At 58.9% G+C, this 13,322-nt stretch carries 15 protein-coding genes; 9 read left to right on the top strand and 6 right to left on the bottom strand.

What is annotated here, in order from left to right; genetic code table 11:
- The first annotated feature begins 13 nt into the window (after positions 1-13).
- Positions 14-997, top strand: coding sequence for an aldo/keto reductase (locus tag Q7L55_00325; GenBank protein ID MDO8731014.1), 984 nt, complete (start codon positions 14-16; stop codon positions 995-997).
- Positions 998-1,050: 53 nt separating this feature from the next.
- Here the strand turns inward: Q7L55_00325 and Q7L55_00320 are convergent, their stop codons facing one another.
- Positions 1,051-2,313 carry an MFS transporter gene (locus Q7L55_00320; protein MDO8731013.1) on the bottom strand — a complete coding sequence of 421 codons (1,263 nt, stop codon included), beginning with the start codon at positions 2,311-2,313 and terminating at the stop codon, positions 1,051-1,053.
- A gap of 208 nt (positions 2,314-2,521) precedes the next feature.
- Here Q7L55_00320 and Q7L55_00315 point away from each other — a divergent pair, with 208 nt between their 5' ends.
- The 5 genes from Q7L55_00315 (at position 2,522) to Q7L55_00295 (ending at position 5,581) form a co-directional block, all read left to right on the top strand.
- Complete coding sequence (locus tag Q7L55_00315) at positions 2,522-3,736, top strand: CoA transferase (GenBank protein MDO8731012.1); 1,215 nt, start codon at positions 2,522-2,524, stop codon at positions 3,734-3,736.
- Positions 3,737-3,808: 72 nt separating this feature from the next.
- On the top strand, positions 3,809-4,015 hold the full coding sequence (locus Q7L55_00310) for a DUF2277 domain-containing protein (protein MDO8731011.1): 207 nt from the start codon (positions 3,809-3,811) through the stop codon (positions 4,013-4,015).
- A 148-nt stretch (positions 4,016-4,163) separates the two neighbouring features.
- Entirely contained in the window at positions 4,164-4,529 is a 366-nt protein-coding gene (locus Q7L55_00305; protein ID MDO8731010.1) for a hypothetical protein, read from the top strand.
- The gene (locus Q7L55_00300; GenBank protein MDO8731009.1) at positions 4,522-4,944 is read left to right on the top strand and encodes a hypothetical protein; all 423 of its coding nucleotides are present in this window, start codon (positions 4,522-4,524) and stop codon (positions 4,942-4,944) included. Before Q7L55_00305 ends, Q7L55_00300 begins: the two co-directional genes overlap by 8 nt.
- Before the next feature lie 217 nt (positions 4,945-5,161).
- The gene (locus Q7L55_00295) at positions 5,162-5,581 is read left to right on the top strand and encodes a hypothetical protein (protein ID MDO8731008.1); all 420 of its coding nucleotides are present in this window, start codon (positions 5,162-5,164) and stop codon (positions 5,579-5,581) included.
- A 58-nt stretch (positions 5,582-5,639) separates the two neighbouring features.
- Here the strand turns inward: Q7L55_00295 and Q7L55_00290 are convergent, their stop codons facing one another.
- Positions 5,640-6,590, bottom strand: coding sequence for a fatty acid desaturase (locus tag Q7L55_00290; protein ID MDO8731007.1), 951 nt, complete (start codon positions 6,588-6,590; stop codon positions 5,640-5,642).
- A 315-nt stretch (positions 6,591-6,905) separates the two neighbouring features.
- Here Q7L55_00290 and Q7L55_00285 point away from each other — a divergent pair, with 315 nt between their 5' ends.
- Positions 6,906-7,727: a slipin family protein gene (locus Q7L55_00285; protein MDO8731006.1), complete on the top strand. Its 822-nt coding sequence runs from the start codon at positions 6,906-6,908 to the stop codon at positions 7,725-7,727.
- Positions 7,728-7,757: 30 nt separating this feature from the next.
- On the opposite strand, the gene Q7L55_00280 is transcribed toward Q7L55_00285, so the two are convergent.
- From Q7L55_00280 to Q7L55_00270, 3 genes are all read right to left on the bottom strand, one after another.
- Positions 7,758-9,059, bottom strand: coding sequence for an acyl-CoA dehydrogenase family protein (locus Q7L55_00280; GenBank protein ID MDO8731005.1), 1,302 nt, complete (start codon positions 9,057-9,059; stop codon positions 7,758-7,760).
- Between the two features lie 50 nt (positions 9,060-9,109).
- The gene (locus Q7L55_00275; protein MDO8731004.1) at positions 9,110-9,874 is read right to left on the bottom strand and encodes an SDR family NAD(P)-dependent oxidoreductase; all 765 of its coding nucleotides are present in this window, start codon (positions 9,872-9,874) and stop codon (positions 9,110-9,112) included.
- Between the two features lie 216 nt (positions 9,875-10,090).
- Positions 10,091-10,735, bottom strand: coding sequence for a DUF4190 domain-containing protein (locus Q7L55_00270; protein MDO8731003.1), 645 nt, complete (start codon positions 10,733-10,735; stop codon positions 10,091-10,093).
- 120 nt (positions 10,736-10,855) lie between these two features.
- On the opposite strand from Q7L55_00270, the gene Q7L55_00265 reads away from it, so the two are divergent.
- Together Q7L55_00265 and Q7L55_00260 are read left to right on the top strand one after the other, a co-directional pair.
- On the top strand, positions 10,856-11,185 hold the full coding sequence (locus Q7L55_00265) for a hypothetical protein (GenBank protein ID MDO8731002.1): 330 nt from the start codon (positions 10,856-10,858) through the stop codon (positions 11,183-11,185).
- Positions 11,186-11,229: 44 nt separating this feature from the next.
- Positions 11,230-11,853 carry a hypothetical protein gene (locus Q7L55_00260; GenBank protein MDO8731001.1) on the top strand — a complete coding sequence of 208 codons (624 nt, stop codon included), beginning with the start codon at positions 11,230-11,232 and terminating at the stop codon, positions 11,851-11,853.
- Between the two features lie 11 nt (positions 11,854-11,864).
- Here the strand turns inward: Q7L55_00260 and Q7L55_00255 are convergent, their stop codons facing one another.
- The gene (locus Q7L55_00255) at positions 11,865-13,307 is read right to left on the bottom strand and encodes a guanine deaminase (GenBank protein MDO8731000.1); all 1,443 of its coding nucleotides are present in this window, start codon (positions 13,305-13,307) and stop codon (positions 11,865-11,867) included.
- Between the last annotated feature and the right edge of the window lie 15 nt (positions 13,308-13,322).

The raw sequence follows: 13,322 nt of genomic DNA, 5'->3' as shown, positions 1-13,322 counted from the left end.
AGGAGCAGCACACATGGAGCAACGCATCCTTGGCACCCAAGGGCTCAAGGCCAATGCGATCGGGCTGGGCACCATGGGCATGACCATGGCCTATGGCCCTAGCGATGAAACCGAAAGCATCGCAACGATTCATCGTGCCTTCGAACTCGGCGTCGATTTCTACGACACCGCTGAACTCTATGGCCGCGGTACCGGATCCAACGAAATCCTGCTCGGAAAAGCCGTGGCCGGATTCCGCGATCAGGTGGTGCTCTGCACGAAATTCGGCTTCAACTTCGTTGATGGCCAGATGCGTGGAGTCAACAGCCGCCCGGAGAACATCCGGCAGGTCGCCGAGAACAGCCTGCGCTATCTCAACACCGACTACATCGACGTGCTGTATCAACACCGCGTCGATCCGGAGGTGCCTATTGAGGACGTGGCTGGTGCGGTGAAAGAGCTCATCGACGCCGGCAAGGTCCGCTACTTCGGCCTCAGCGAAGCCGGACCGCAGACCATCAAGCGTGCGCATGCGGTGCAGCCAGTTTCGGTGCTTCAGACCGAATACTCGGTCTTCGAACGCGATGTCGAAGCAGCAGTGCTGCCGATGACTCGAGAACTTGGCATCGGCTTCGTGCCCTATTCCCCACTGGGACGAGGGTTCCTGACAGCAGGCGTCAAGCCAGCCGATCAGTACGCCGAAGACGACATGCGTCGGCACGACCCACGTTGGAAGGGTGAGGACTTCGACGCCAACATGAATGCCGTTGATCAGTTGAAGAAGCTCGCAGCCAGCAAGGGCTGCACTGTTGCGCAACTGGCCATCGCATGGCTGCTTGCTCAGGGCCAGGACATCGTGCCGATCCCTGGCACCAAGAGTCCAAAGCGCCTTGAGGAGAATGTCGGTGCTGCCAATGTTGACCTCAGCGCTGCAGATCTCACCGCAATTCTTGAGATTCTGCCGAACGGTTCATTCGGCGAACGCTATGCCGGAGGTCGCACGCCCGTTTGGGAGTAGCGAAAACCGTAACTCCACGCGAACTTGAGAGCCCGGTGCATCCGATCCACAGATCAGTGGGCCTGTACCGGGCTTTCGACGATCAAAGGGTCGTTGCCATGCGTGCGCACGACCTTCTTGAAGTAGTGGTACATCGGCAGACCAAGAAACAGCAGTGTCGCGGCCGCGATTGCGAATACCCACGAGTAGCCGAGGTGTGCTGCGATGACGCCTCCGAAAGCCGGGGCGATCTGGCCTGAAAGTGCCTGCACGCTTTGGTACAGCCCGAAGATCGCGCTGAGTGCAGCAGCAGACACCAAAGTTGGCAGCAAAGAGGCGCTCCCTGTGGCGAGCATTCCGGCAAACAGCGACATCCCAATGAGCAGAAGCGCAAATACTGCGATGTTCTGCACGAAAATCATCGGAATCAGGAATGCGGCAATCCCGATCGTGGACCACAGAAGTACTCGAGTATGCGCAATGCGCGACAGGATCCGACCGGAGTAGACCGCGCCAATCGCCATGCTCACCGCAATGGCAAAGAACAGCCAGCCGATGATCGCGGTGTTATTTGCATCCGCCGGAAGCATCGACACCACAAACGTGGGAAGGATCGGTTGAATCATCGGAGCGGCTAGACCCAGAAGCAGCACCAAGATCAAAGCCGAACGCGCAATTGGTGAGGCCATGATCGACTTGAAGCCGGATGCCTTCGGTACCCCATCGAGCGATGCGACGATGGGCGCACGCGCGGGTTCCTTGATCATGAGCATTGCCACGACAGTTCCGGAGAACATCAGCACGCCACCGATGATGAAGGTGGTCTTGTAACTCCAGATCGCGATCAGCACAGAAGCAATCACTGGTCCAGCGCCGGTGCCGGCCATCACCCCACCTTGGAAGCGACCCAGATACCGCGATATCTGATCGGGCGGCGTAGAGGCAGATACCAAGGCCATGCCCGCAGGTCCAGCACCAGCCATGAAGCCAATGAATGCGCGGATCATCACGATCTGCCACACCGAAGTGGCAAGCCCAATCAGCAGCAGTCCGACAGCACCACCGAAACAGGCGCGCACGAGCATTGCCTTGCGGCCATAACGATCCCCGAGTGCTCCCCAGATCGGCCCTGCGACAAACATGAAGAAACCACCGAGCCCAGTGGCGATGCCTGCCCACATCGCCGCCTCTGGTCCCGTGAGACCTGACAGTTGCTGGAGGTACAGGGGAAGAAAGGGAGCGGTGAAGGAGAAGGTGGTGGCCACCAGGGCCACGGCCAAGGTGGCGGCATAGTTATTGCGCTTCCAACCATGAACGGTTCTGCCGTCAGTCGTCACGAAGTGCGCCTACTCCCCAGCAGATGGCTCGCACGCCACGTGGCTATGCGGAGTAGCAGAAGTATGACCGATGTGTGCGCACCAGAACGCAGAAACGAGGCAGTTTCGAGATTCCCGTTGACGTTGCCAGTAACCCTGCTTAGGTTGTCAAAACATTCACGGAAGCGCCCGAGTCCACCACGCCACGGGCAATTGAAACGGAGTATCGATGAGCGGCATGCTTGATGGTTTTCGCGTTCTTGATCTGACCATGTGGGCCTTTTGCCCATCAGCGGCACGGGTGCTGGCCGAATGGGGTGCCGATGTCATCCACATTGAGAACCCCAACTCCCCGGACCCGATGCGCCTGTTCGCAGGCGGATCTCTCGAGCCAGGTGGAGCGGCGTGGATGTTCAAGCACTACAACCGCGGCAAGCGCTCCCTCGCGCTCAACCTGGCAACCGATGAAGGACGCGAGACTCTCTACGAATTGGTGAAGAACTCCGATGTGTTCTTGACCAGTTTCCTGCCCAAGACCCGCAAGAAGCTCGGCTTTGATGTCGATGACCTCAAGAAGATCAACCCCAAGCTCATCTACGCAAAGGGAACAGGCGCAGGCCCTCTTGGTCCAGAGAACATGCGCGGTGGCTACGACGCTGCCAGCTGGTGGTCGCGCGGTTCGCTCAGCGCCGCAGCGATGCAGGTCACGAACACGCAGAATCCCCCAAGCATGGTCGGTCACGGCGACGGCATGTCCGGGCTAGTCCTTGCAGGTGGCATCTGTGCTGCCCTGCTCAAGCGCGAGCGCACAGGTGAGGCCCCAGTGGTCGATTCATCGCTCATGGGCACTGCGGCCTGGTTCAACGCCCCAGCAATCATCAGCTCTGGCTTCACCGAGGGCGCGAGCATGTTCGGGTCCTTCGTCGACCGCAGCCTCAGCCTGTGGTCAGGCACCAACTACAAGACCGGTGACGGACGATTCATCTACATGTCCTTCCTCGGCGATCACCAGGACGAGTTCGAGGATCTGGCCCGGCTCGTAGGCCACGAGGAGTTCATCACCGACCCGCGCTTTGACTCCACGGCCAACAGAATGGCGAACTCGCCCGCACTCATGGCGGCCATGGACGAGATCTTCGCGACCAAGACCCTTGCCGAGTGGAAGGTCATCTTGCTGCCGTCCAAGGGCGTGTGGGCTCCAGTGCAGAACGCAGCGGAGATGTACGAGGACCCACAGGCTCAGGCCAACGGCATGGTGCGGATCCCCACCAACGAGCCGGGCACGCCAGCTGTGGTCATGCCGCCAGTGATGTTCGATGAGAACGCCGGACCAGGAGCAGCCGCTCCAGACTTCGGTGCTGACACCGATGACATCCTGCGTGACATCGTCGGCTTGGATGCGGCACGCATCGCGGAACTGCGTGCTGCACGCATCGTCGCCTAAATATTCAGCGCACAAGCAATTCAGCACCGCAAGAAGGCTAGGTCCGACGCAAGTCGGGCTTAGCCTTCTTCCATGTGTCGAAGCATCAAGACCCTCCGCCCACCATTCACCGAGGATGTCGGTCCAACTGACGTCGAAGCTGCTGCACTGCAATACGTGCGCAAGATCAGCGGCTTCCGGCAACCGGCGGCGCACAACCGCGAGGCCTTCGACGAAGCTGTTGCCGCCGTTGCCCACGCCACTGCACATCTGCTCGACCAGTTGGTAGTCAAGGGCTAGATCCACAACCTTCGTGCCGATTCGGCACATGCATCGATGCAACTGACAACACCACGCCTATTGAAATTTCACTTTGAAGCATCCCTAGACCGGCGCTACCGGCGAGGCAGGACGAAGGCATAGCAATACCTAGGCAAGGATCGACGGTGTGACCGGCCTCTACGCGAACATCCTCATCGGGGTCTATCTGACCCTTGCTGCTTGGACGATCGTGCACGCCATCATGAAGACGAACTTCACACGCGTGCTTCTTGGCGCCATGCTCCTTGCCGAACTGTTGCAGTTGATCTTCACCATCGGCGGCATCTCGCAGATGCTCTCCAGCGGGCACCCTGTTCCGCAGGCCGAGTTCATTGGTTACCTGCTGGGCATGCTGGTGATCCCACCTGTCGCCCTGTGGTGGGCTCGCGGTGACACGCCGCGTATCGGAGCAGGGATCATGTGCACCGTGTACCTCGTGATGCCTGTGCTCGTCCTGCGCGTCCAACAGGTGTGGGCAGGGCCCCTTGGCTGATCAAGCGCCCGGCAAGCAACCTGCAGTCAACAAGGGATTCGGCCGAATCCTGATCGTGGTCTACGCGCTCTTCGCCCTTGCCGCAAGCTCCAGAGCTGCGGTGCAGATCGCTACGGAGTTTGCCTCAGCGCCAGTGGCATTCACGCTATCGGCGTTCGCTGCGCTGATCTACGTCGTGGCAACGATCGCCCTGGCCCGCGCAGATCAGACTTCCCGCACCGTGGCAACGATCGCCATCGGCATCGAGCTAGCCGGCGTGCTGACCATCGGATTGATCAGCCTGCTCGTGCCTTCAGATTTTCCCAAGGCCACCGTGTGGTCCAGCTTCGGCAGTGGCTACGGCTTCATTCCGCTGGTGTTGCCGTTCGTCGGCTTGTGGTGGCTTCGTCACACTCGGCCAGCTACTTACTCGTAGTCATTTAGCTCGCAAACTGCTCCAATGGCACAAGAATGCGTACTGAGAGACGGCCGAAAAAGGGAAAAGCCCTCATATTTATGTGGAGACTGGCACTCACTTCAACACTTTTCTTGATACTTCAGGCCTCGGGCAAACCGCCGTCAAAATCGAGTCACGAGCATGCAATTACCTACGCACCTACCGCCGAATTAGCCTTGGCGTTACATTCGCAGGTATGGACCCAATCGCTACAGGCGGCACTTGTCAGATCTGCACAATGAATCCCAAGCTCACCCACACAGCAAATGAGCACGAATTAGCGCTTCAGTTGAAGGGCCCGTTCTTGGACTATGTGAAGACAGATGCCTTCTCTGGTGGCGATCGACCAATGACCTACGCCCAGGTGATCAAGCGCTTCGAGGTGGATACGACCGTTCGCCGCTTGGGACGCATCCTTGACGGGATGGAGCAGATTCTGGTGAACGATGGTTGGCCCAAGACAGCTGAAGCAGGAATTGCGGCCTATGTCGTCAATGCCACTGGCCAACCCGGTGGCGATTGGGCGGCAACCTGGAAGATGCGCCCAGAGGATGCCCGCCGCCATGCCCGTGGCTACATGCGTCATCTCACCCTCGATATGGACGTCGATCAATAACGCTCAATCCACGAACGATCAGAAGGCCTCAAATAAGGCCGGTAACCGCATACCTAGATCAGGCTGAGTTCTTCACGCGAAGTTTCGCTATGCGTGCCTTGCTTGGCCACTTCGCGTCAGTCACCAGCCCCACACCTTCGAGCATCTTGATGATGCGCGCACTGCTGTCGAGTTGACCGCGCAGCACACCGTGGCGAGCACTGCTCGGGTCGGCGTGGTGGTAATTGTGATAGTTCTCGCCGCAGCCGACAACCGCGATCCAGCCGATGTTGCCTGACTTGTCCCGGCTGGCGAATGGCTTCTTGCCAAGGATGTGCGTGATCGAGTTGATCGACCAAGTCATGTGATGCACGAGGGCTACTCGCACGAGCCCGGCCCAGAAGAACGCGCGTAGTGCGCCCCACCAACCGTCAAGGGCAAAGCCAATGGCGACAGGCAATACAAAAGTGATGACGGCAATCAGCGGCCAGAGTTGACTGATGCGCACCAGCGCGCGGTCTTCAACAAGGTCAGGTGCGTATTTGCGCGCGTCGGTCCCGGAGTAGGTGAACAGCCATCCGACATGGGCGTGCAGGAAGCCGCGAATGAGCTGGCGCACTCCGGTGCCATATGCCCAAGGTGAATGCGGATCGCCCGCCTTATCGGAGAACTGGTGGTGCTTGCGATGGTCAGCGACCCAGTCCACGACACGGCCTTCAACAGCAACACTTCCCGCGACGGCAAGAAATGCGCGCATGAAAGATCCGGTCCGAAATGCATTGTGGGTGAACAGGCGGTGATAGCCGATGGTGATGCCATGCACGCCGATGTAATACAGCGATACCAACATGATGATGTCGACGACTGATACCCAGCCGATGACGATCGCCAGCGGCAAGGCACCTAGGAGTGCGGCCAATGGAACGGCAACAAAGATCGCCAGGATCGTGTTCGCGACCCATCCTGGGCGATTTTTTTGTTCGTCGGGAGACGCTAATGGTACTGGCTTTATTGCGACAGTCGTAGTCACGCGAAACAACGAACAGGAGTATTCGAAAAGGTATTCATAGTCTGCCTACAGATAGAGGAGCGTTCGTTTTCCGCTTCACCTATCGGCAAGTCCTTCTTCGAACTCTTCAAGTGTCGCACACAGATTGCGGAGCCAATTTCGCCCACGGAGGAACTCTGACCGCTTCTCGCGCACGCAAAGCCTGCCCTAATCGAAGATTTACCTGACCCGAGCTATGGGCGATTCCGCTAGCGCCGATCCGATCACAGGTCTACCGTCAAAGAGCAAGACGCCAGTAGACGCCTTGCATCATTGAGGGGTTCAGGAGTTAAGGCCATGTCGTGGGTTGCACTCATCATTTTGATCGCAGTTGCCGTCGTCCTACTGATTCTGCTGGCGATGTCGATCAAAGTCGTCCAGCAATATGAGCAAGGGGTGCTGTTCCGCCTTGGCAAGGTGATCGGGATTCGGCAACCGGGATTGCGGCTGATCATCCCGGTCATCGATGACATGCACCGAATCTCGATGCGAGTGGTCACCATGCCTATCCAGTCGCAGGGGATCATCACCCGTGACAATGTCAGTGTCGATGTGTCAGCTGTCGCGTACTTCAAGGTTGTTGATGCCGAGCGATCGGTTGTCGCGATCGAGAATGTTGCCTCAGCAATCAACCAGATCGCCCAGACCACATTGCGCAAGGTGGTCGGTCAACACACCCTGGATCAGACACTCTCAGAGACCGACAAGATCAATGTCGACATCCGCGAGATCCTCGACATCACCACCGTTGCCTGGGGCGTGGAAGTGACGCTGGTGGAGCTAAAGGACATTCAACTGCCCGAGGGCATGAAACGCGCCATGGCCCGCGAGGCCGAGGCCGAACGTGAGAAGCGCGCCAAGATCATCGCCGCACAAGGCGAGGCGCTTGCGGCAGCAGCACTGGGTGAGGCCTCCGACATGATGATGCAGCACCCCTTGGCACTCCAGCTGCGCAACCTTCAGAGCCTTGTTGAAATCGGCGTGGACAAGAACACCACCGTGGTGTTCCCCTCCCCCATCATGACCACAATCGCTGAGCTCACTGCCTTCATTTCGCGTGAAGCCGAGGGCGCTAAATCAGCACCCCCGGCTCCACGAGCAATTCCAAACTCGGACTAGCAATCGGGCAACGAACACCCGACAAGAGCGTTACTCCGGAACGCGAGCGGTGAGTTCCTTGCCGAGCAACTGCAGTTCGGCATCGGCCGTGATGTTCGGGATGAGGTAGGTCGGCCACATGCTCGCGGTCGGCTTGTAATTGCGCAGCAACTGCTTTGCCACAGTTGCCAAGTGCACCTCGGTTGGGCCATCGACCAGCGCCATGATCTGCGCACCAAGCAGCGCACCAGCAAACGGCAGCGCCGTGGACGAACCGATGGCACCGTGCAGATGCAGGGCACGAGTGGCGATGCGCTCGTAGACCCGAGCGCACTGCACCTTGATCGCGGCGATGTCCTTGCGAACGCGGTAGTAATCCTGATACTCGTCGATCTGCCACGCGGTGTAGAGCACGAACAGTCGCAGTTGCTGCAGATCGATGTACGAATCGGCCAGCATCGCTTGCACGGACTCTTTCTCAGAAAGCAGAGTGCCCTTGGTTGAACGCGAAAGCGCGCGCTCAGCCATCATGTCCAGGAACTCCTGGCAGTTGCCGATCGTGCGCATCGCGTGGTGCACGCGGCCGCCGCCCAAGCGAATCTGCGCGACCTTGAAGGCCTCGCCAACGCCACCGAGCATTGCGTCGTCGTTGACGCGCACGTTCTCGTAGCTGACCAGAGCCTCAGAAGCATCATCTGGACCTTCGCCGGCAACACTGAAGTTGTGCTCGATGGTGATGCCCGGTGTATCGCGAGGCAGCAGGAACATCGAGAAGCGCGAGGTGAGTGGCGCATTGGGATCGGTGACGACCATGACGATGAAGAAGGTTGCCCAACGTGCATTGGACGACCAGATCTTGCGGCCATTGATGACCCACTCATCGCCTTCCTTATGCGCATTCGTGGTGAACACGCCTGGGTCGGCACCACCCTGAGGCTCAGTCATCGAGTAGCACGAGACGATGCCGCCCTCTAGCAGTGGCTCGAGGTAGGCCTCCTTCTGCCAAGCGGTACCGAAGTGGGCGATGATCTCGGCGTTGCCGGTGTCTGGTGCCTGCGTGCCAAAGACACGAGGTCCCCAACGGGTGGTGCCCAGGATCTCGTTCATCAACGCGAGCTTGAGCTGTCCGTATCCCTGACCACCGAGCTCTGGCCCGAGGTGGCAGGCCCACAGCTTCTTGGCACGCACTTCTTCCTTGAGCGGGTTGATGATTGCCGCCTGCTCAGGGGTCATGTCCTTGTAGACATCGTGCGGCCAGACCAGATCAATGGGCTTGATCTTGGTCTTGACGAATTCGCGAGTCCAATCCAGGAGCTCCTGGAACTCGGGCTCTACGCGGAAATCAATTGCCATCGTGCGCTCCTAAGGTTGAGATCGAAAGCTGTGGTGGGTAGATCAGTGATTCAGTAAAGTCCGCCGTCGCAGCGGATGGTGGCGCTTGTGGTGAAACTTGAGGCATCGGACGCCAGATAGATCGCCAAGCCGACGACCTCGACTGGATTACCGATGCGTTGCAGTGCCTGCGTGTTCTGCAGGCCCGCGGTTGTCTGTGGGACATCCCAGGCCTTGGACACATCTGAGAGAAAAGGCCCCGGCATCAAGGTGTTCACGCGGACGTAGGGCCCGAAGGTCTTGGCGAAGCCCTCTGTCATCGCGTTCAAGGCTGCCTTCGCCCCTGCGTACGGGATGATGTGTGGGCCTGGTCGAAGCGAACCCGTGGATGACACGTTGATGATCGAACCGGAACCGGCCGCGGCCATCCGCTCCCCCATCAACGCGGTGAGTCGGAACGGTCCCTTGAAGTTCAGATTCACCACGCTGTCGAACATCGCCTCGGATACGTCGGAGTTCTTGTCGTAGATCGGTGACATGCCGGCGTTATTGATCAGGCAGTCAACTTTGCCAAAACGCGAATAGACGGCATCAGTGAAGGCTTCGTGCTGATCCCAACGACCTACGTGCAAGCCATAGGCCATTGCCTCGCATCCAGTGAGTTCGGTGACCTCTTTGGCAACGGCCTCGCAGGTTTCCAGATTGCGCGAGGCGATGACGACATTGGCGCCGGCTTGCGCGCAACCGAAACTCATCTCGCGACCAAGGCCGCGACTGCCGCCGGTGATGACGACAACTTTGCCCGTCAGATCAAAGAGTTGATCCAGATAGCTCATCGATGCTCCCAGCGCTCAGTAGTCGCCAGATCAAATGCCTGCGCTACATCAACCTGTCCCATAACCAAAGAATAGCATTCTTGCAATGCAGAATGGTATTCTTTGGCAGAATATTCTATTGAGATCCCAAAAGATTGCGGGATCAAAACCCGCTACTCCCCCATAAATGCGACAAGGGTGGTCGGGCCAATCGGCCCGACCACCCCCGCTGTCCCTTTACGCGACTTCGAGGATGTCAGCCACGCCGTTGACCACATCGAAGCGAACTCCGATAACGCCCATCGGGAAAGCCGAGCACTGAGTCAGGCCCGAACCCGAGACCGTCACGCCTTCCTTGATTACTGCGCCGCTCACATCTATGGCATCACCAGTGAAACCGCAGCGGTCATTGAGCGAGTAGTTCGCGTCCACATGCTGGATCGCGTACTCGCCATCTGCCATACCTGTCTTGGAGTTGACGTCGGCGCTGGTGTTGGTGTTCAACACAGAGATAGCGACGACGATCGCAATGGTGGCGACGACGCCACCGATGACCGAGAGCACCAAGCCGACGATGCCAAGCCAGAAGCCAGCCTTGGCCATACCACCATTGGTGGCTTCACCGCGCTTGGCCTTGTTGATACCGATGCGACCAAAGACGATGGCAAGGATGCCACCGATGAACGGGATGCAGAAGAACTGCGCGATTCCGAAGATCAGTGCAGTAACACCCATGCCGTTGGAATTTCCAGTAGTAGGCACGGCAACAGGTGGTGCCGGCGTGTAGGCAACAGGCTGATCAGATGCTGGGGTGTAGACCACGGGCTCAGGGGTCGGAACAGACTCCGGCTCCTCCGATGGCGGTGGCGTTTGATCGCTCATGCGTTGGTTCCTTTCAATGGTCTGATTTCGACTGAGGGCACAGCATGGCAGGTTAGGCAATCACTCGCCACAGTCTCGCGACAGTCAAGTTTCAAGCCGAAGATTCACTAGGGTTCGGGCATGACCGAGATAGCTCCTGCGCGCGGACCGCTCGCGCCGATACTCATCTCTGCCATCTGGCCCGTGGCTTTTGTGTTGGGTGCTTGGCCCGCCATCGCAACGGTCTTCTTGTTCGATTCCGGACCAGATCTCGAGCTCTGGGGCTGGTTCATCTTCTACGGCATGTGGGGCTTCGAGGCTCTCGCCCTCCTGGTGATTCCCGTCGCCTGGGTCGTCTGGGCGCTGACCCGTCACAAGTCCTGGGGTGGCAAATTGCTTATCGCCATCGCACTATTCCCACTGCTTGCCCTTGTTCCAGTCGTTGCCGCCTTCTTCCTCGACAACGCCTAAGCAGGCCCAACATCCACCCTCAAGCAAACGATCGGGATTCACTTATGCGCGCTCGCTCCGGATTCATACTGACCGCAACGATTGCCGTGACCGCCATCCTTGGCATCAACATCAGTCAAGCAGCGACGAGTTCACCAAGCAGTTCACCGACAGCACAACCCACAACGACTGTCACTTTGGTCGTGAAGGGTTGCGAAGGTTGCACGATCGGCGTTCAACGCGGATTGAGCAATGAGCCAGCCAGCACCATCACCCCGAGCAAGCCCGATGATTGGAATGGCCCAAAGACCTTGGTGAAGGCCGGCATCGCCACTCTCGCCCTGCCAACTGCCTACACCTCTGGCTCTTCATTCACCGTGAGTGCGCCGTGGGAAGGGCTGACCGATGGCGTGACCAACATCGTGCTCGGCGGCCGAACAGCAGTGAGCACGAACATCAGCGTGCGGCAAGCCACTCATCGCAAGTTGGCGACTGCCTGCTGGGCTGGAACTCAGGACAGCCACGCCATCATTCGCGTCACGGTGATCAAGCGCAAGATGGCCGGCATGGACAACAAGCCAACTGCATTCCCGATCGCCTGGGCGTCACCGACCGTGGCAACAGTTGGCCCGCTCAGCAAGACCCTGGGCAAAGGCCTGCTCGGCAATCAGGACATGTACTTCTGCTAGCACCAAGCCGATCAACGACCAGTCGAGGTCTCTAACTTGCGACCGCGCACGTAGGTCTGCGTCAGTGACTGCTCACGAGCCAGCATCAAGAGCGTGAACAACAGAGCATCTCGGTCTCGCGTCTCATCGGGCTGACGCGAACGGTTTTTCAAAGTCTGGTCGAACATGTCCCAGGCCGACGGATCCAGCACGACGAAGTCGGCTTCCTTGCCGACATCGAAGTTGCCGATGCGATCTTCCATGTCGAGTGCTCGAGCACCGGCAAGAGTGCCGGCGAACAGCAGCTCGGCCGGGTGGAGAGAGACTGATTCGTCCATTGCGGGTGCCGGATCGACGCCGACGATGGACCGCTCTGAAATGTGCTGCTTGAAGGCCGCATTCAGGATCTGCGGCATGAACCATTCGTCGCCGCCGCCGATGTCACTTCCCATCGCAATGTTCACTCCCGAGGCAACAGTCCGCGTCCACGGCATCGTTCCTGAACCCAGGAACAGTTGCGACACCGGACAGTGCGAGATTGACGTGCCCGTCTCAGCCATGCGGCTGAGTTCAGAGTCCTGACAGTGCACGGCATGCGCCAGCACGCTGCGCCGGCCAAGAAAGCTCTTGCCACCCACCCGCGAGCCAGGCAGCCACTTGCCGTCATAGGTATCGAGGTAGCTGTCGACTTCATAGAAGGACTTGACCGCGTCGACCTCACCATCGCCCGGCCGAGCATTCTCATTGAGGTGCGAGGTGAAGTAGACGCCGCGATCGCGGTACTCCTCATACAGCTCCCCCAGATTGAGCAGAGTCTCGCGCGTCACCGACAAACTGAATCGCGGTACCACCGCGACGAACTGCAGCGCGTGCTTGCGCTCTTCGTCATCCAGCGGATGCCATTTCTCAATCTCAGCACGAGTCAGCGAGATGGCTTCCTGCTCACTGACCATCAGCTTTGCGGCCGATGAAGGCCCCACAGTCTGAATTCCGCGGCCACTCACCAGGCGCAATCCACGTTCCCGAGCCACCGAGAACAGCGAATCCTGCGCATGCGGAAATGCCGAGCCGAAGATCAACCCCATCGTGGTGCCAGCGGTGATCATCCGATCGCACCACTCAACAGCTGCACGATGCGCGAACTGCGGATCCTCCAGCCGAGACTCTGCAGGGAAGATGCACTCATTGAGCCACTCGAGCAATTGCCCGCCACCGTAGGAATCCGCGCTCCACACCTGCGGAAAGTGCATGTGCGTGTCGATGAAACCCGGCAGCAGGAAGCAGTCTCGGTGATGCTCGACCGCAGCCCCTGCAAACTCAGCGGGCAACACCGAGAACGAGCCGCACCAGGCGATCACCCCATGCTCGTCAACGACCAGCGCACCATCGGAGAAATGCTCAAGGTGCACCGCTGCATTCGTCACCAAAGCCGGACCGGCGATGTGAAAGATGTGACCGCGATGAACGACTGTCATGTCTGCACGCCTCCT

The sequence above is a fragment of the Actinomycetota bacterium genome (assembly GCA_030650795.1).
In the GTDB taxonomy this organism is placed as follows: Bacteria; Actinomycetota; Actinomycetes; order S36-B12; family S36-B12; genus UBA11398.
Note: the sequence above shows the minus strand (reverse complement) of the source record. Positions and strands in the feature narration are given on the sequence as shown.

Excerpts from the sequence above, each read along its gene's own strand:
- Q7L55_00270 (MDO8731003.1), bottom strand. The coding sequence starts at position 10,735 with ATGAGCGATCAAACGCCACCGCCATCGGAGGAGCCGGAGTCTGTTCCG.
- Q7L55_00295 (MDO8731008.1), top strand. The coding sequence starts at position 5,162 with ATGGACCCAATCGCTACAGGCGGCACTTGTCAGATCTGCACAATGAAT.
- Q7L55_00325 (MDO8731014.1), top strand. The coding sequence starts at position 14 with ATGGAGCAACGCATCCTTGGCACCCAAGGGCTCAAGGCCAATGCGATC.
- Q7L55_00265 (MDO8731002.1), top strand. The coding sequence starts at position 10,856 with ATGACCGAGATAGCTCCTGCGCGCGGACCGCTCGCGCCGATACTCATC.
- Q7L55_00310 (MDO8731011.1), top strand. The coding sequence starts at position 3,809 with ATGTGTCGAAGCATCAAGACCCTCCGCCCACCATTCACCGAGGATGTC.
- Q7L55_00280 (MDO8731005.1), bottom strand. The coding sequence starts at position 9,059 with ATGGCAATTGATTTCCGCGTAGAGCCCGAGTTCCAGGAGCTCCTGGAT.
- Q7L55_00255 (MDO8731000.1), bottom strand. The coding sequence starts at position 13,307 with ATGACAGTCGTTCATCGCGGTCACATCTTTCACATCGCCGGTCCGGCT.
- Q7L55_00285 (MDO8731006.1), top strand. The coding sequence starts at position 6,906 with ATGTCGTGGGTTGCACTCATCATTTTGATCGCAGTTGCCGTCGTCCTA.
- Q7L55_00315 (MDO8731012.1), top strand. The coding sequence starts at position 2,522 with ATGAGCGGCATGCTTGATGGTTTTCGCGTTCTTGATCTGACCATGTGG.
- Q7L55_00275 (MDO8731004.1), bottom strand. The coding sequence starts at position 9,874 with ATGAGCTATCTGGATCAACTCTTTGATCTGACGGGCAAAGTTGTCGTC.
- Q7L55_00260 (MDO8731001.1), top strand. The coding sequence starts at position 11,230 with ATGCGCGCTCGCTCCGGATTCATACTGACCGCAACGATTGCCGTGACC.